This window comes from Pseudomonas gingeri, assembly GCF_013386115.1.
GTDB classification, from domain to species: domain Bacteria; phylum Pseudomonadota; class Gammaproteobacteria; order Pseudomonadales; family Pseudomonadaceae; genus Aquipseudomonas; species Aquipseudomonas gingeri.
This window is the reverse complement of sequence record NZ_JACAOR010000010.1, coordinates 108,637-123,590: the sequence shown is the minus strand read 5'-3', so window position 1 is coordinate 123,590 and position 14,954 is coordinate 108,637. Positions and strand designations below refer to the sequence as shown.

Annotated in this window: 17 protein-coding genes, 1 tRNA gene and 1 pseudogene; 17 read left to right on the top strand and 2 right to left on the bottom strand. The window is 58.9% G+C overall.

Translation table 11 applies throughout. The features are described 5' to 3' along the window. Positions 1 to 72: 72 nt before the first annotated feature. The 11 genes and pseudogenes from HX881_RS19500 to HX881_RS19450 all read left to right on the top strand — a co-directional run bounded on the left by HX881_RS19500 (position 73) and on the right by HX881_RS19450 (position 10,218). Positions 73 to 1,068 carry an acyl-CoA synthetase gene (locus HX881_RS19500; RefSeq protein WP_177086058.1) on the top strand — a complete coding sequence of 332 codons (996 nt, stop codon included), beginning with the start codon at positions 73 to 75 and terminating at the stop codon, positions 1,066 to 1,068. After that, on the top strand, positions 1,065 to 1,841 hold the full coding sequence (locus HX881_RS19495; RefSeq protein WP_017129114.1) for an ABC transporter ATP-binding protein: 777 nt from the start codon (positions 1,065 to 1,067) through the stop codon (positions 1,839 to 1,841). Before HX881_RS19500 ends, HX881_RS19495 begins: the two co-directional genes overlap by 4 nt. Then, on the top strand, positions 1,841 to 2,722 hold the full coding sequence (locus HX881_RS19490) for a branched-chain amino acid ABC transporter permease (RefSeq protein WP_177086056.1): 882 nt from the start codon (positions 1,841 to 1,843) through the stop codon (positions 2,720 to 2,722). The genes HX881_RS19495 and HX881_RS19490 overlap by 1 nt, the downstream gene beginning before the upstream one ends. 3 nt (positions 2,723 to 2,725) lie before the next feature. Continuing rightward, complete coding sequence (locus HX881_RS19485; RefSeq protein WP_177086054.1) at positions 2,726 to 3,775, top strand: branched-chain amino acid ABC transporter permease; 1,050 nt, start codon at positions 2,726 to 2,728, stop codon at positions 3,773 to 3,775. Between the two features lie 36 nt (positions 3,776 to 3,811). Then, a complete protein-coding gene (locus HX881_RS19480) occupies positions 3,812 to 5,152 on the top strand; it encodes an ABC transporter substrate-binding protein (protein ID WP_017129118.1) in 1,341 nt (446 codons plus the stop codon). Positions 5,153 to 5,155: 3 nt separating this feature from the next. Next, on the top strand, positions 5,156 to 5,923 hold the full coding sequence (locus tag HX881_RS19475; protein ID WP_177086052.1) for an ABC transporter ATP-binding protein: 768 nt from the start codon (positions 5,156 to 5,158) through the stop codon (positions 5,921 to 5,923). A gap of 15 nt (positions 5,924 to 5,938) precedes the next feature. Beyond that, positions 5,939 to 7,393, top strand: a complete 1,455-nt coding sequence (locus tag HX881_RS19470; RefSeq protein ID WP_177086050.1) for an FAD/NAD(P)-binding protein — start codon at positions 5,939 to 5,941, stop codon at positions 7,391 to 7,393. Positions 7,394 to 7,541: 148 nt separating this feature from the next. Further along, positions 7,542 to 7,615, top strand: a tRNA-Cys gene (locus HX881_RS19465). A gap of 184 nt (positions 7,616 to 7,799) precedes the next feature. Continuing rightward, on the top strand, positions 7,800 to 8,591 hold the full coding sequence (locus HX881_RS19460; RefSeq protein ID WP_177086048.1) for a DUF6694 family lipoprotein: 792 nt from the start codon (positions 7,800 to 7,802) through the stop codon (positions 8,589 to 8,591). Positions 8,592 to 8,709: 118 nt separating this feature from the next. Then, positions 8,710 to 9,037: pseudogene (locus HX881_RS19455) on the top strand (IS3 family transposase); the annotation flags it as partial. 122 nt (positions 9,038 to 9,159) lie between these two features. Continuing rightward, a complete protein-coding gene (locus HX881_RS19450) occupies positions 9,160 to 10,218 on the top strand; it encodes a hypothetical protein (protein WP_146049262.1) in 1,059 nt (352 codons plus the stop codon). Between the two features lie 471 nt (positions 10,219 to 10,689). Here HX881_RS19450 and HX881_RS19445 read toward each other — a convergent pair whose 3' ends face one another. Beyond that, entirely contained in the window at positions 10,690 to 11,169 is a 480-nt protein-coding gene (locus HX881_RS19445) for a hypothetical protein (protein ID WP_177086046.1), read from the bottom strand. A 615-nt stretch (positions 11,170 to 11,784) separates the two neighbouring features. On the opposite strand from HX881_RS19445, the gene HX881_RS19440 reads away from it, so the two are divergent. Both HX881_RS19440 and relB read left to right on the top strand, forming a co-directional pair. Next, entirely contained in the window at positions 11,785 to 12,210 is a 426-nt protein-coding gene (locus HX881_RS19440) for a hypothetical protein (RefSeq protein WP_177086045.1), read from the top strand. A 24-nt stretch (positions 12,211 to 12,234) separates the two neighbouring features. Next, positions 12,235 to 12,435 (top strand): type II toxin-antitoxin system RelB family antitoxin, encoded by a 201-nt coding sequence (gene relB / locus HX881_RS19435; RefSeq protein WP_017129125.1) that lies wholly within the window; start codon positions 12,235 to 12,237, stop codon positions 12,433 to 12,435. 135 nt (positions 12,436 to 12,570) lie between these two features. On the opposite strand, the gene HX881_RS19430 is transcribed toward relB, so the two are convergent. Then, positions 12,571 to 12,885 (bottom strand): hypothetical protein, encoded by a 315-nt coding sequence (locus HX881_RS19430; protein WP_017129126.1) that lies wholly within the window; start codon positions 12,883 to 12,885, stop codon positions 12,571 to 12,573. A gap of 396 nt (positions 12,886 to 13,281) precedes the next feature. Between HX881_RS19430 and HX881_RS19425 the strand changes: the two genes are divergently transcribed. From HX881_RS19425 to HX881_RS19410, 4 genes are all read left to right on the top strand, one after another. Continuing rightward, entirely contained in the window at positions 13,282 to 13,806 is a 525-nt protein-coding gene (locus HX881_RS19425; RefSeq protein WP_177086043.1) for a cupin domain-containing protein, read from the top strand. Between the two features lie 153 nt (positions 13,807 to 13,959). Further along, on the top strand, positions 13,960 to 14,121 hold the full coding sequence (locus tag HX881_RS19420; RefSeq protein ID WP_017129128.1) for a hypothetical protein: 162 nt from the start codon (positions 13,960 to 13,962) through the stop codon (positions 14,119 to 14,121). Between the two features lie 5 nt (positions 14,122 to 14,126). Beyond that, complete coding sequence (locus tag HX881_RS19415) at positions 14,127 to 14,444, top strand: hypothetical protein (RefSeq protein WP_177086430.1); 318 nt, start codon at positions 14,127 to 14,129, stop codon at positions 14,442 to 14,444. Between the two features lie 145 nt (positions 14,445 to 14,589). After that, entirely contained in the window at positions 14,590 to 14,775 is a 186-nt protein-coding gene (locus HX881_RS19410) for a DUF1737 domain-containing protein (protein ID WP_017129130.1), read from the top strand. Positions 14,776 to 14,954 lie beyond the last annotated feature (179 nt).

Below are 14,954 nucleotides of genomic sequence, written 5' to 3'. Positions count from 1 at the left end.
TGACAACTTTACAGATGTATCCATATCCGCCAGCGGACCACCGCACGCCAAACGACTGAACGAGGTGAGCCCATGAGCGTGCACGAACTGAAGCGTCCGCCGCTTATCCATCCGCCCCACGGCGAAACGGTCCCGATCTTTCCCGGTGCCCTTGAGCAATTGCGCCACTGGGCCCAGGTCAGTCCGTTGCAGGGCGCCTTGCGCCACAAGCGCCACGGGCAATGGCACAGCTGGCGCTGGATCGATGCCTTGCGCGAGGTCGAGCGCCTGGCCGATGGTCTGCGCCAGCAGGATTTCACGGCCGATTCGCGCCTGGCGGTCAGCGGTGCGCTGGAGCCCAACCTGTTGTTGCTGGCGCTGGCGGCCTATTCCATCGGCGGTCAGGTGCTGGTCCTCGCTCCGGAGCTGGGCGCCGAAGCCCTCGGCCAGGCGTTCTGGCGTCTGCAACCGAGCCACGGATTTGTCGACAGCCGCCAGCAACTGCTCGACTGGCTGGCTGTCGGCGATTCCGGCGCTGCTCCAGGGGTGCTGATCGGCAATCAGTTGCCGGGGCGCCTGCCGGGTTCGCCACGGCAAACCGTACTGGCCTTCGCCACGCTGTCGGGCGACAGCCAGAAGCCCCGCCCACTGGTGCTGTGGCGCACAGCAGGCACCCAACCGCAGCTGTGGAGCGAGGAGGACACCCGCTGGCAGAGCGGCCTGAGCGTGCTGCTGGAGCAATGGCTGAACACCGGTCACAGCCTGGCTTTTCCGGAAAGCCGCGACAGCGCCAGCCGTGATCGGCGCGAAGTGGCTCCCTCCGGCCTGTTGCTGTCGGCCGAGCGCCTGCAGGCCCTGGCGGACGAGATCGAACAACGCCTGGCTCCCCGGGACAGCTGGCGTCGACGCCTGTGCGAATGGGCGCTGGCCCATCCCGAGCGGCTCGTGGCCCGCCTGTTCAAGCAACGGGTGCGGCGCCTGCTGGGCTTCCAGCGTTTGCAATACATCTGGCAACCGTCGAGCCCGTCACAGGTGCCGGCGACCTTCAATCAATGGCGGGTGGATGCCCCCGGACGGAAAAGCGCATGAGTGTGGTCGAGCCGATTCTGCAGGTGCGTGGTGTGTCGCTGTCGTTCAAGGGGGTCAAGGCCATCAATGAACTGTCGTTCGACGTGCGTCGCGGCGAGATCTGCGCCCTGATCGGGCCCAACGGGGCGGGCAAGAGTTCGTTGCTCAACCTGTTGAACGGGGTCTATCGCTTCGACAGCGGCGAGATCGTCTTCGAGCAGCGCCGTTTGCGCCGTATCGATCCCCTGGACGCGGCCCGCCAGGGCATTGGTCGGACCTTCCAGAACAACGCGCTGTTCAAGAAGATGAGCGTGATCGACAACCTGCTGACCGGGCTGTCGCGGCATATGCGCAGCCATTTTCTCGAACAGGCCCTGGGACTGCCCCGCGCCCGCCGCGAGGCCGAGGCCTTTCGCCGCAAGGCCCAGCACATTCTCCAACTGCTTGAATTGCAGGCCCTGCGCGATGTGCCGGTGGGCACCTTGTCCTACGGCCTGCAAAAACGCGTGGAACTGGGCCGGGCGCTGATCGCCGGGCCCACGCTGTTGCTGCTGGACGAGCCCATGGCCGGCATGAACGCCGAAGAAAAACAGGAAATGGCGCGGTTTATCGCCGACGTCAATCGCGACCTCGGCACCACCGTGGTGCTGATCGAACATGACATGGGGGTGGTGATGGGCTTGTCCGATCATGTGGTGGTGCTCGATTACGGGCGCAAGGTCGGCGACGGGACGCCGGCTGAAGTGCAGGGTAATCCCGAGGTGATCGCGGCCTACCTGGGAGCGGTGCACTGATGGGCTTTTTCCTCGAAACCCTGATCGGCGGGCTGCTCGCAGGCACCCTCTATTCGCTGGTCGCCATCGGCTTCGTGCTGATCTACAAGGCCAGCGGCGTGTTCAATTTCGCCCAGGGCTCGATGCTGCTGTTCGCCGCGCTGACCTTTGTCAGCCTGCACGATCAGGGCGTGCCCTTTGCCCTGGCATTGCTGCTGGCGGTGGGGGTGATGGTGATCGGCGCGCTGCTGATCGAGCGCCTGGTGCTGCGGCCGCTGGTCAACCGTTCGCAGATCACCCTGTTCATGGCGACCCTCGGCCTGTCGTTCATTATCGAAGGCCTGGCCCAGGGGCTGATGGGCTCGCAGGTCCGCGCGCTGGACCTGGGCATCGACGACGTGCCGCTGTTTATCCACGGGGTGATGCTCAGCCAGTTCGACCTGATTGCCGCCGCCACCGCCGTGGTGCTGGTGGTGGTCCTGGCGCTGCTGTTCAACAAGACCCGCATCGGCGTGTCGCTGCGGGCGGTGGCCGATGACACCACCGCGGCGTTGTCCATCGGCATCAACCTCAATCGCATCTGGCAGATCGTCTGGGCCGTGGCCGGCTGCGTCGGCCTGGTGGCGGGGCTGCTCTGGGGCGCACGGCAAGGGGTGCAGTTTTCCCTGTCGCTGGTGGTGCTCAAGGCCTTGCCGGTGCTGATCATAGGCGGCTTCACCTCGATTGGCGGGGCGATTGTCGGCGGGTTGATCGTCGGCGCCGCCGAGAACCTCGCCGAGGTCTATATCGGCCCGCTGATCGGCGGCGGCATCACTCCCTGGTTCGCCTATGTCCTGGCGTTGGCCTTCCTGTATATCCGCCCGGCCGGCCTGTTCGGCGAGCGGGCCATCGAGCGAGTCTGAAGCATGTCTGTTCCCGTGATGAATGAAACGGCGCCCTGGGTGCTGATCGAACGGCGCCTGCCGTGGTCGCTGCTCGGCATGCTGGTGCTGGCCTTCGGCGTGGTGCCGCTGGTGGGCAACGATTATTGGCTCAGCGCAATCCTGATCCCGTTCCTGGTGCTGTCCCTGGCCGGCCTCGGGCTCAACCTGCTGACCGGCTACACCGGGCAGACCTCGGTCGGCGCGGCCGGCTTCATGGCGGTAGGGGCCTTTGCCACCTACGGCTTCCTGCTACGCCTGCCGGAACTGGGCCTGCCGCTGGCTCTGCTTGGCGGCGGTATCATCAGCGGCCTGGTGGGCCTGCTGTTCGGCCTGCCCAGTTCGCGGATCAAGGGCTTCTACCTGATGGTCACCACCCTGGCCGCGCAGTTCTTCCTGGAGTGGCTGTTCGTCAAGTTTCCCTGGTTCTACAACTACGGATCGTCCGGGACCATTTCCGCGCCGAGCCTGTCGCTGTTCGGGCATGACTTGAACACGCCGCTGGGGCGCTACCTGCTGACCCTGGTCACGGTGCTGCTGCTGACCTGGGTCGCGCGCAACCTGGTGAACAGCCAGACCGGGCGCAACTGGATGGCGATCCGCGACATGGACACCGCCGCCGCGGTGATCGGTATTCCGGTGGCCCGCTACAAGCACCTGGCCTTTGCCATCAGTTCGTTCTACCTGGGCATCGCCGGGGCGCTGTGGGCATTCGCCTACCTGGGCACGGCGAGCGCCGGCAGCTTCGATATCAACCGCTCGTTCCAGATCCTCTTCATCATCATTATCGGCGGCATGGGCAGCATCGCCGGCAACTTCGTCGGCGCGGCCTTTATCTGCCTGTTGCCGATCCTGCTCAGCCACCTCGGCCAGGCCCTGCTGGGCGGTGCGGTGGATGCCGGGCAGTTGCAGAACCTGCAGAAAATCATCTTCGGCGTGCTGATCATCCTGTTCCTGATCAAGGAACCGGAGGGACTGATCCGCCTGCTGGGCAATACCCGCGACCGCCTGCGGCACTGGCCGTTGCGCTTCTGACTTCCCGACTTCCCATCCCTGGAGAACGATTCCACCATGCGTGCACTTTTCAAACGTTCACTGACCGTCGCGGCCCTGGCCCTGACGGTGCTCGGCAGTACCGCGCCGATGGTCCAGGCCTCGCCCGACCAGCAGTTCTTTCCCCTGGCCACCTACCGGGTTGGCGCCTACGCCTCCAGCGGCGTGCAGGTGTGGGCCGGGATGATCGACTACCTCAACTACATCAACGAAGTGGAAGGCGGCATCAACGGCGTCAAGCTGGTGTGGCAGGAGTGCGAGACCGAATGGACGGCGGAGAAGGGCATCGAGTGCTACGAGCGCTTCAAGAACGGCCTCGATGGCGCGCCGGTGGCGGTCTACCAGCCTAACGGCGCGCCGGCGGCCTATGCCCTGAGCGAACGCGCGGAAGTCGACAAGATCCCGCTGATCACCCTGGGCTACGGACGCACCGAGGCCACCGACGGCAAGGTGTTCCCCTACAACTTCCCGGTGATGCTGACCTTCTACAGCGAAGCCTCGACCCTGGTGAACTACATCGCCCAGCGCGAAGGCGGCTTCGACAAGCTCAAGGGCAAGAAGATCGCCACCGTCTACCACGACTCGGCCTATGGCCGCGAAACCCTCGGCCCGCTGAAACTGCTGGCGGAAAAATACGGCTTCGAGAATATCCAGATTCCGGTAGCCGACCCGGGCAACGAACAGTCGGCACAATGGCGGCAGATTCGCCAGCTCAACCCGGACTGGGTGTTCCTGCGCACCTGGGGCGTGTCGACGCCGGTCGCGGTCAAGACCGCTGCGCGCTTCGGCTTCCCGGTGGACCATATCGTCGGCGATATCTGGGCCAGCTCCAGCGAAGACGTCCTGCCGGCGGGCGCCGCGGCCAAGGGCTACCTGGCGTTGACACCGTATCCGGCGGGCGCTGATTTCGAGATCCACAAGCGCCTCAAGCAGTACATCCTCGACAAGGGCAAGAGCGACCTCAAGGACCTGAACAACTTCGGCAGCGTCTACTACAACTCCGGGCTGGTGAACGCGGCGATTGCCGTGGAGGCGATTCGTACCGGCCAGGGCAAGTTCGGCAAGCGGCCGCTGCATGGCGAGGAAGGGCGCTGGGGCCTGGAGCACCTGGATATCGACGATGCGCGACTCAAGGCCATGGGCTTCTACGGCCTCATGCAGAACCTGAAACTGTCCTGCAGCGACCATGAAGGCGGCGGCTCGGCGCGGGTCCAGCAGTGGGACGGCGCGCACTGGAGCCTGGTCAGCGACTGGATCGCGGCGGACCGGGCGCTGTTGCGGCCGTTGATCGACGAGAAATCGGCGGCCTTCGCGGCAGAAAAACACCTGACCCCGCGCACCTGCGCGGCAGGCGAATAAGCCATGGGCCAGCCGGCGGTCGAGGCGGGCGCTGCGCCGCTGTTGCAGGTGACGGACATCGAGGTGATCTACGACCGGACGATCCTCGCGGTGTCCGGCGTCTCCCTGAGCGTGCCCAAGGGCGGCATCGTCGCCTTGCTCGGGGCCAACGGCGCCGGCAAAAGCACGACACTCAAGGCCATCTCCGGGCTGGTGCGGGCCGAGCGGGCGCAGGTCACGCGCGGCGGCATCCACTTCCAGGGGCGGGACAGCCTGGCGGTCGACCCCAGCCAGCGCGTGCGTGACGGCCTGGTGCATGTACTGGAAGGTCGCCATGTGTTCGGCCAACTGACGGTGGAGGACAACCTGCGCAGCGGCGGTTTTGTCCGCGGCATCGGGCGGCGGCAGATGCAGGAGGACCTGGAGCGGGTGTATGCCTGGTTCCCGCGCCTGAAAACCAAGCGCAAGACCCAGGCCGGGCTGACCTCCGGCGGCGAGCAGCAGATGGTCGCCATCGGCCGGGCGCTGATGACCCGGCCTGCTTTGGTCTTGCTCGACGAACCTTCCATGGGCCTGGCGCCTATTATCGTCCAGGAAATCTACGAAATCGTCGCCCAGCTCAATCGCGAACAGCAGGTCAGCTTCCTGATTGCCGAACAAAACATTAACGTAGCGTTGAAGTATGCGACCCAGGCCCATGTGCTCGACACCGGCCGGGTGGTGCTCAGCGGTACGGCGGATGAATTGCTGGCCCGGGGCGACCTGCACGATTTCTACCTGGGCAAGCACTGAACAAGAGAGCGAATGATGAGTGAAACCCTGAGCGGACAGGCGACACACGCCATCCCGGCGGCCGATGTGTTGATTGTCGGTGGTGGCCTGAGCGGTGCGATGCTGGCGGTGCAGTTGCTGCGCCTGCCGGGCCGGCGGCGGATCCTGATCGTCGAGCCGCGTGCCGAGTTGGGGCGGGGTGAGGCCTACAGCGCCACGGAACTGGGCCATACGCTGAACGGCAATGCGGCGCGGATGAGCGTCGACCCGGACAATCCCGATGACCTGACCCAGTGGTTGCAGGCCCATATCGCCGCCGGAGGCTGGCCCGAGTCGGACCGGCAGCATGTGCCGGTCAGCGAGCTGTTTCCGCCTCGCGGGCTTTTTGGCGTGTACGTGCAGCAGCGTCTGGCCGAAGCCCGGGAGCAGGGCGCGACCCGGGGTTCGACGGCCGAGCATGTGCACGGCGAGGTGGTTGATCTGCAAAGCGACAGCGACGGCGTACGCCTGACCCTCGCCGACGGCCAGCAACTGCAAGGCACCCGTGCCGTGCTGGCCACCGGCATGTTCCCGGCGGCGCGCACCCGCCAGAAGCAATCCAGTGGCTTGAACGCGGCGGCGGTGGACCCCTGGGATGTGGCGACCATGTCGCGGATTGATCCGCAAGGCACGGTGCTGATCATCGGTTCCGGCCTGACCATGGTCGATGCCGTGGTGTCCCTGGAGCAGGCCGGGCATCGCGGACCGATCCGGGTCATTTCCCGGCACGGGCTGCTGCCCCATGTCCGTCGCCAGCCACCGGCCTGGGTGGATTTCCTCGCCGCGGATCACGGTATCCGCAGCCCCCGGCAATTGCTGCGCGAGGTGCGTCGCCAATGCACCTTGGCGGTGGAGGCCGGGATCGACTGGCAGGCGCCGCTGGACACCGTGCGGGCGCACATCGGTCGGTTGTGGAGCCAGGCCAGCGATGTCCAGCGCCGACAGTTCGTCCGTCACGTCCGTCCGTGGTGGGAGAGCCATCACCACCGTTCGCCGCCCCTGAGCGCCGAACTGGTGGAGCGCCTGCACAGGGAAGGGCGACTGACCATCGAGGCCGCTTCCCTCAAGGGCCTGGGCGAGCCCCGGGACGGCCAGGTGAGTATCGCCATCCGGCCCCGGGGCGAGTCGCAGACGCTGACGATCAGCGGCGCGGCCTTGATCAACTCCACGGGCATTGAATATGACTGGCGCCGGGTGGATCGCCCGTTGCCCCAGCAACTGCTGGCACGCGGATTGATCCGCCCGGGGCCGTTGGCCTTGGGCATCGCGGCTGATCCGGGCGGCGCGGTGGTGGATGCCGGGGGCGATACGTCCACGCGTTTGTTTGCCATGGGGCCGCCGCTGCGGGGCCAGTGGTGGGAGAGCACGGCGGTCACCGATGTGGCGAGCCAGGCCAAGGCATTGGCGGCGCGCCTGGTGCACCTGGAGGTTGCGCAGAAAGACCTGGGCTGACCTAAAAATTATTAGAATTCAGGGGGTTGCCAGTGTCATTCAACTAGGACATAATGCGCGCCATCAGCTCGGACGGCAACGTCGCGAACGCTGAAGAATCAAGGAGTTGCGGCAAGCCTGGCTTGCAAGAGCGCTCGATTCGACCTGAGGCCGAGTAGCAAAATGGTTATGCAGTGGATTGCAAATCCATCTACGCCGGTTCGATTCCGACCTCGGCCTCCACTCTTCGAAAGCCCCGTAGATTAGCGTCTACGGGGCTTTTTCTTTGGGCTGGAGAAAGCCCCGTCCTGTGAGCTTTTTCAGCTCTTTCTGCCGCTGGGCCTCCCTGACCATCATGAGAGCATCTGTTGAAGGCGACGAGGTGATGGCCTTTTGCTAGAGTCCGTTTTTTTATGGATGGAATCAGATGAAACGGATGTTGCTTGTTGGACTTGTTGCTGCATTGTTGGCCGGCTGTGGGGACCCCAAACTCGATGCCACCACAGAGGCAACCTTGCAGGAGTCCACGAAAAAAGTAGCCGAAAAGCTTTCTCCCGAGGAAAAAAAGCAGTTCGCTGCCGACCTGATGCTTATTGCATTGAGCAACGTGGATCTCAGGAACAAGTCGGCTGATGCAATGCAGAAGGACATCAATGCAAGTTTGAACGGCAAGACAGCCGCCGAACTGAACACGATGGCGACTGGTATTCGTATCGAGAAGGACAAGAGGCAGCGGGAACAGGCTTTGCTGGAGATCAAGGAGTTGCAGACCAGAGTAGCGTCTGCGGAGGCCGCCAAGGCTGAGCTCTTGAAGTTCACCGTGCCCAAGTCAAGAATATTGAGTCAAGCTGAAAAGTACTCGAAAATCCCCCAGCCCATTATTGAACTCACGGTTCAAAACGGTACGTCCTACCCGATCTTGCGGGCTTATTTCAAGGCAACCATTGCCAGTCCGGAAAGGGCTATCCCGTGGTTTGTCGATGCTTTCCACTATGAAATCGGTGGTGGACTGGAGCCGGGCGAAGGTGCTGTCTGGAAGCTGCTGCCTGACAAGTTCGGCAAGTGGGGCAATATCCAGGCGCCTGCCGGAGCGTATCTGTCTGTCGAGGTCTACCGGCTTGATGGTCCGGACGGCAAGGCGCTGTTTGATGCCAGTGGTCTGAGTGAGAGCGAGCAGGCTCGGTTGGATGCTTTGCAGAAGCAGTATGGGGCGATTTGATAAGGGGCTAAAAGGTGACGGCTAAAAGGTGACACGGCTAAAAGGTGACAGATTTAATTCTTGCCATTGGAGTAGGGGGTGGAAATAAATCTGTCTCCATTTTTGCACCATTTTCGCAAAAGCGCTGGATATGGCGTACGAGCAGCGAGATAGGTCTCTGGGACCGTTGTTTCACTCGGATCAGGGCGCGCGAATATGGCAACCGACAGTTTCGCCAACCCGCATGCGCCAAAGCATGAGTCGTCGAAACTGCTGGGATAATAGACCGACGGAGCGCGTGTTCCGGAGTTTGAACACTGAGTGGATTACATGACGCTCCAAAAAGCGCACCGAGACATCAGCCACTATCTGATGCATCAGTATAACTGGATTTGACCGCACCAATTCAACGGTGGGCTGACGTCAGTCAAGCCAAAAAAATTAATGTCGTGTCCGGGATTAGTTGACCACTACATGTGCACCCGTCATGGCAGGTGTTAGATGGTGGCAATTCGCCAGGAAATAAGGTATTAATTGCATCGACATAGGCTAGGCCGAATTGAACTTTAATCCTTTGGAAGTACGACGCATGGTTGGAAAAAAAGCAGGGAAAGCAGGCAGTAAAGCAAAGGTGACTTTTCTTGAGCAAAATTCACCTATCGATGACTATGGTCGAGCGCTCTACGCTGTTGCACGCTCGGTCATTCGCGCTTTTATAGATTCTCTTTCTGAAGAGGATTTGGCCGACATCAACACCCCTCTTGATAAGGTAAGGCTGCGGCAACTTGCTAAGATTGCGCGGCTGGATAGGGATAAAGGGATGCGCGGTGATGGCTTCGAATGGGCTGTCCATGAAGCTATTCTTGGAAAAGAACCAAAAGTTATTAATCCTATTAGTCATGCCCTGAATCGTGCTTCTACTAAGATACTTAAAGATGCGGCTCCTACTTCACTGCTTTTTGGGCAAGAGAGAGCGAAATATCTAGGATTTCTTGATGCGATGGTTGATGAGGCTGGGACCGAGTCGTTCCTTCTTCCACAAGGTAGTGGTCGTCCTTTTCGCTTTGGTCCTTGGGTCTCTGTAGCTGCTGAAGGCTACGCCGCCGAAGAGCGTTTAACCCAAAGGATCAAAAAAATCTGGAAGACAGACCTTTTCCTATCGGTAGAGGATGATCCGCGATACTTTGCGGCAACAGTAAAATCTAATGCAATGCAGTTGGAGGGTGGGCAAGGGCTACGGATAGGTATCGTCCCAGAACATGCCTCTACAGCATATAGAAAAGAGGTCTCTTTCGACGAGTCGAAGGGGCTATGGGTGGTGTCGTTAGCTGATCCCAATGGATTTATGGGGTTATTTAATGACGGTTATAGCGCAGTTGCGCGATCTTTTCTGAAGATGGGTAAGCATGAACCCGCAAATTACTGGGCCATTCCTAGTGCAAAAGCACTGAAGCTAATGGAGCAGATCATAAAGTATCAGGACGCAACGGCACTTGAGGTTGTAGAAGCTTTAAACGAAGCGGCGCAACAGGACTTGCTAAACGCTAATCATAAGCTTGTTAGCGTCAATGCTCCTCATTGGTTGCATGTAAAGAAAATGCAGCCAACGGTAATATCTCCTAAGCCTAAATTTGTTAAGCTGGAATAGGAGTATTTGTGTAAGCAGGCCACGATTTCTATCTTTTTCGTGGTCTGACCGCTATATTCTCTGATTTCCAAGGGCTTTCCAGTCAGATGATAAAAATTTCGCTCGGCGATCTGATGCTGATGGATTCTCATCTCCAAAGCACAACCGCGCAGGATTCAATCAATGTGCGAAGCAACTCGCCGAAAAAAATCATATTTCCCACTTGCTTCAGGCGTGGGAGAATATTGCGTGTGCCAAACGCGGGAGCTACTGTTCAAGTGTCGCTGCAAATTCAGCGATCGGGCTTGGTAACCCGGATTTGAGTAGACGCACAGCGCCGCGAGAGCGGCTTTTTTATGTTCGTGTTATGGCGGGCTGTACGCAGGAGGCTTCGGCCTGCCGGTTCCTATTCACCGGTTTACCAACCTGCGTACAGTTCGCCACCCCCTTCGCTTGGTAATGAAATGTAGCGAGCTCCTTTGACTGAGTCGGCTATCTATTCCTAGCTCCCTGCGTTTGTTCGATCATGTACTGCGGTCCTCCAGGCAGCGCCTTGAAAAGTAGCTCTATATCAGCTGGTGATCGTGTATAGGCGATAGTTTCCTTTGGGACGGTCATTAGGTTTATGAACCGGACAGTAACTGTATTTCCTCTGCTTGATTCGACTGAGCTTGTTAGGCCACCACCTAGAGATTGACTCCTGGCAACATCTCCGGTTATCGACTTCGATAGATCGATTGTCAGATTCCCGCCTTTTTTATCGCTGGCCGCAATATTGAAGGTTACATCCACGGACGCAGGGATGAGGCCGGTTGTCATGCCTTCCTGCTTATCGTGCATGGCTTTGAGCCCTGCGCCGACATCCTCCATAGCTTTTACTAGAGTAATTTCGCTGGGTTTCGCCGTCTGTTGAAACAGTCCACATCCGGATAGAGCCAAGAGTACTGATATAACTAGCACTGACCTTAACATGTTGCGCTCCTTTTTTATTATGGCGAAACGCCACTTTTTGAGCGTAGACCTATTTCTAAAGCCTGAAAATTAAAGTGCTCACTGGGCTAGGCGCATGGAGTATCTACGGCGCCTGCTCGACAAGGTCGACAGGTTCGAATTACTGATCGGATTCAGGGATAGGCCACAGTCTTTGTCTTTATTGTGGGCTGACAGTAATGTTCGTTGGCCTTCCCAGGACTCTCCGGTCTACTGAGAATGGTCTCGTCAGGTGACTTAATGCTGGCGAATTCTAATCCCTCAAGCACGACCGAGCGGCGCTTAATCAAGGTGCGAAGCGGCCTGCCGAAAAAACTCATATTTCCCACATGCTTCAGGCATGGGACAATATTGTGTGCGCCACACACCGAGGCTACAGTCCGAAGGTCGCTGCAAATTCAGCGACACGGGTGTGGAAACTCGTAAAGGAATCGGCGCATAAGCGGCATTTTTGTACTCGCTTTATGGCGGGCTGTGCGTGGGACACCTATGGTGTGCCGGGTTCCTATTCTCCGGTTTTCCACCCCGCGTACAGTTCGCCACCCTTCGCGTGGAAACGAATATGGCGAACTCCTACATTTGAATAGGGAGGTCACCATGACCAAGAAAATTACGCCCGATCCGCCTACTGCTGGCAAAGCCCCAAGCACCCACGACAAGGATGTGTTCCTGTGTCAGATCCTCAACGACCCTTCGAGGCTTGACGAGTCGGAGTTGGCGAACACACTGCGTTTACTCGATACCCTCACGTTCACATGCTCCAAGGCTGTTACGCCACAAGCCCGGGATAAACCTTCATTGTTCGCCATCCAACCGGGCATCAATGCCCAGGATGCACTGACCTACGTTTCCCATCTGCTCGAAGCGGCAGAACTCAACGGTGATGAAATCAGCCTGCACGCCAATCCCGTCGAACGGGCATTGTTCTGGAACATGCTGCATTCAGTGGAAGTGGCGCGTGCGGTGGTGGATGCGCTGCTTGAGGGCTCTTCCTCGTCTGGTCAGGCATCGCCCGAGGGCTGATATCCCTTTCCATAGGAGGCCATCATGAGTACTCGACTTTCCCCCGTCGTTTCGGAGTTCGAGACAGAAGAGCAGGCGGCCAGTTATGACCGTTGGTTTCGTGCCAAGGTGCAGGCGTCGCTTGATAATCCGGGGCCTGGTATTCCGCATGACCAAGCGATGGCTTTAGTGCAAGCGGTTCTGGATGAACGCAGGTCGGCTCGTACGAAGCGCTCGCTGGACTAAAAGACCGCCAGTGACCTGGTGGAATCGTTGATTATATTGAGTCGCACAACTGTCCTTATATACGAAAAGGGAGCAGATTTACTTTCGCGATTATTATAGGTGCGAGAGTAAAACTGCCCCCATTTTCTATTGATATCAGCTGTAGTCCTTAAACGTCTTGTCCTGCCATTCGCCGGAGTTGGGGTTGTACACCTTGTCCGGTTTCTGCACTGATCCCGACGCTCCAGACCCTGTGTAGCCCCTTTGGATCGAGGTGATTCCGCTTATTGGGACTTCATTGATCTGGCCGCTGTAGGTCGTCGATTCAAGAAAGGCCTTTCCTGCCAGGGTGTCCACATTCCTCAGCTTGCCCTGTATGCATTGGGACGACATGGCTCCAGGAAATTGCCCCCAGATACGAAGGTATTCACCAGTAGGAATACTGTTAAGTTCTTCAGCGAAATTGCTCATTCTGGTTCCCTCAGAAAGTTATGAAAATAAGCAGGTGCCTGGAAAATATAATCGCTCGATTTTTGGCTGTTAGAATTTTTGCTATTTTTTCATATAGCGTTTTATTTTTTGTTGGATGCTGATTATGTGCTATGGGCGTCTCGATACCTGTAGATGGTTCGCGTGGTGGTGTTTTTCGAGGCGTGTTTATATGTTTAGTTGTTTGTAGCGTTGGGTTGTTTATTGAGCTTTGTTGGTAGGGGCGCCTGTTTCTGTGATTCAACAGCCTGCGCCAAACCAGCTAAAGCTCATCAGCGCCAATGAAATATTTGTTAGTTGTTCCGAATCGCTACGACACGGACCATGGTTCGGAATCAACGGCAATCATGCTATTTCAACACGAGGGAAATCTGTTCCATGCATCAGAAAAAACGCTCACCGCGGCATGCTGTCATCCACAGTCTGTGCGGCATGAGCCTATGTACGGCAGGTGCTGTCGCAATCACCCTGGCGACCCTGGGCGGCGCACAAGCGGCCACTCCCGCCACCGATACCATCAAGGCGTTCAAGTTGTGCACGGGGGTGGATAACAACTCGCACGTGCTGGAGGGAACCATCGACCAGAGCATGCGCAACGGCGTGACAGCTATTCACTTCAAGCAAACCCCGGCACATGCTTCCTATGATTGGCATAAGGACCCGGAGCCCCAGTACGTGATGACGCTGTCCGGCACCCTGGCGTTCGTGACCCGAACCGGCGAGAAGTTCACCCTGCATCCGGGGGAAGTGCTGGTCGCCGAAGACAATACCGGCTCAGGACATCGCTGGAAGCTGGTTGACGATCAACCCTGGCGGCGTGGGTATGTGGTCCTGAAACCTGGTGCGCCGGACTCGTTTATCCCGGACGATGCTGTCGCCGCGAAAGTGTGCAAGGCGCTTTAATCGCGTCATCGCATTCCCCTGGATTGCTTGTTTCAAGGCCGCTTCGCGCCCCAGCGCGGTGGTGCAGCGTTCCGACACAAATTGTTCACAGGAATCAACGCACGTATGATCGGTTCGAGTCGCTGAGACTCGCCCCTTCAAAAGGACAAGAGCATGGAAAAGCACTTCGGTAATTCAGGCCTGTTCAAGGCTGCTTCGTATCACTGCAACGAATCCCTGGATGGCGGCATCGCCGACTGGGAGCTGAAAAACAGTGCGCTGAATACGAAGGAGTTTTTGATATGTCCAAAGAATTACTCGGAGTTTTTGCTCTAGGGCTGATGGTAGTAGGTGAGTTTTGTGCAATCTACAGCGAGGTGGTCACTGCCAGGCTTGCCCAGACGGGCAGCAGTTCAGGGGAGGCCTTCATACTTCCGGTCGTGCTGATGTGCTTTGCAGGCCTTTGCTTGCTGGGTGCCTATTGGCTGGGTTATGTGGCTGTCGGTGACATTTGGATCGTCACTGTGGTTTCCGTGACTTCGTTGCTGATTCTTGAGCCGATCGTGGTCTGGTCTCTGTTCGGTGAGGTACCGGGGCGAGGTGCACTGATCGGGTTCTGCCTGGGGGCTCTGGGAATGCTTTCCACGGTGATGCTGTAGTTGCACGTTCTGGCCTGGCTGTTGGATGCTGGGCCGGGGCAAGCCCGCCCTTGGTGCTACAGTCTCGCTCCCTCCACGCATCATCGGACAAACCCAGGCCAAGTAATCCAGGCAGGTTTCCTTATCCATTCATACAGGTGCAGCCATGCAGAAGACCCCTCCCGAAGGCTTACCCATTTATCGGATCCTGACAGGCAAGGATGACGCGTCATTCTGCCATCGAGTGTCTGAAGCCCTTGCCCTGGGCTACCAGCTTTATGGCTCGCCAGCGGCAACGTTCAACGGCGAGTTTGTGGTGGTGGCGCAGGCTGTCATCTGGCCGGGCAGGTAGGTTTCCTGTCGGGCAACAGGCCCCGGGCCGTTCGCCGGGCTTTCTGTATCGGGCAGGCATGAATCCGTTCGAAAGACCGCATCGCTACTCCACGGTGCAGACCCAACGATGGTTGTGCCGGTAGGGGGCCCGGGTAAACGCAACGTCCGCTACCAGTATCATGCCGCGTTCTTGCAGCG

What these genes read in the sequence shown, in the direction of transcription:
- HX881_RS19430 (WP_017129126.1), bottom strand. Translation starts at nt 12,885, where the DNA reads ATGAGCAATTTCGCTGAAGAACTTAACAGTATTCCTACTGGTGAATAC.
- relB (WP_017129125.1), top strand. Translation starts at nt 12,235, where the DNA reads ATGAGTACTCGACTTTCCCCCGTCGTTTCGGAGTTCGAGACAGAAGAG.
- HX881_RS19500 (WP_177086058.1), top strand. Translation starts at nt 73, where the DNA reads ATGAGCGTGCACGAACTGAAGCGTCCGCCGCTTATCCATCCGCCCCAC.
- HX881_RS19410 (WP_017129130.1), top strand. Translation starts at nt 14,590, where the DNA reads ATGCAGAAGACCCCTCCCGAAGGCTTACCCATTTATCGGATCCTGACA.
- HX881_RS19490 (WP_177086056.1), top strand. Translation starts at nt 1,841, where the DNA reads ATGGGCTTTTTCCTCGAAACCCTGATCGGCGGGCTGCTCGCAGGCACC.
- HX881_RS19450 (WP_146049262.1), top strand. Translation starts at nt 9,160, where the DNA reads ATGGTTGGAAAAAAAGCAGGGAAAGCAGGCAGTAAAGCAAAGGTGACT.
- HX881_RS19470 (WP_177086050.1), top strand. Translation starts at nt 5,939, where the DNA reads ATGAGTGAAACCCTGAGCGGACAGGCGACACACGCCATCCCGGCGGCC.
- HX881_RS19495 (WP_017129114.1), top strand. Translation starts at nt 1,065, where the DNA reads ATGAGTGTGGTCGAGCCGATTCTGCAGGTGCGTGGTGTGTCGCTGTCG.
- HX881_RS19415 (WP_177086430.1), top strand. Translation starts at nt 14,127, where the DNA reads ATGGTAGTAGGTGAGTTTTGTGCAATCTACAGCGAGGTGGTCACTGCC.
- HX881_RS19460 (WP_177086048.1), top strand. Translation starts at nt 7,800, where the DNA reads ATGAAACGGATGTTGCTTGTTGGACTTGTTGCTGCATTGTTGGCCGGC.
- HX881_RS19425 (WP_177086043.1), top strand. Translation starts at nt 13,282, where the DNA reads ATGCATCAGAAAAAACGCTCACCGCGGCATGCTGTCATCCACAGTCTG.
- HX881_RS19420 (WP_017129128.1), top strand. Translation starts at nt 13,960, where the DNA reads ATGGAAAAGCACTTCGGTAATTCAGGCCTGTTCAAGGCTGCTTCGTAT.
- HX881_RS19480 (WP_017129118.1), top strand. Translation starts at nt 3,812, where the DNA reads ATGCGTGCACTTTTCAAACGTTCACTGACCGTCGCGGCCCTGGCCCTG.
- HX881_RS19475 (WP_177086052.1), top strand. Translation starts at nt 5,156, where the DNA reads ATGGGCCAGCCGGCGGTCGAGGCGGGCGCTGCGCCGCTGTTGCAGGTG.
- HX881_RS19445 (WP_177086046.1), bottom strand. Translation starts at nt 11,169, where the DNA reads ATGTTAAGGTCAGTGCTAGTTATATCAGTACTCTTGGCTCTATCCGGA.
- HX881_RS19485 (WP_177086054.1), top strand. Translation starts at nt 2,726, where the DNA reads ATGTCTGTTCCCGTGATGAATGAAACGGCGCCCTGGGTGCTGATCGAA.
- HX881_RS19440 (WP_177086045.1), top strand. Translation starts at nt 11,785, where the DNA reads ATGACCAAGAAAATTACGCCCGATCCGCCTACTGCTGGCAAAGCCCCA.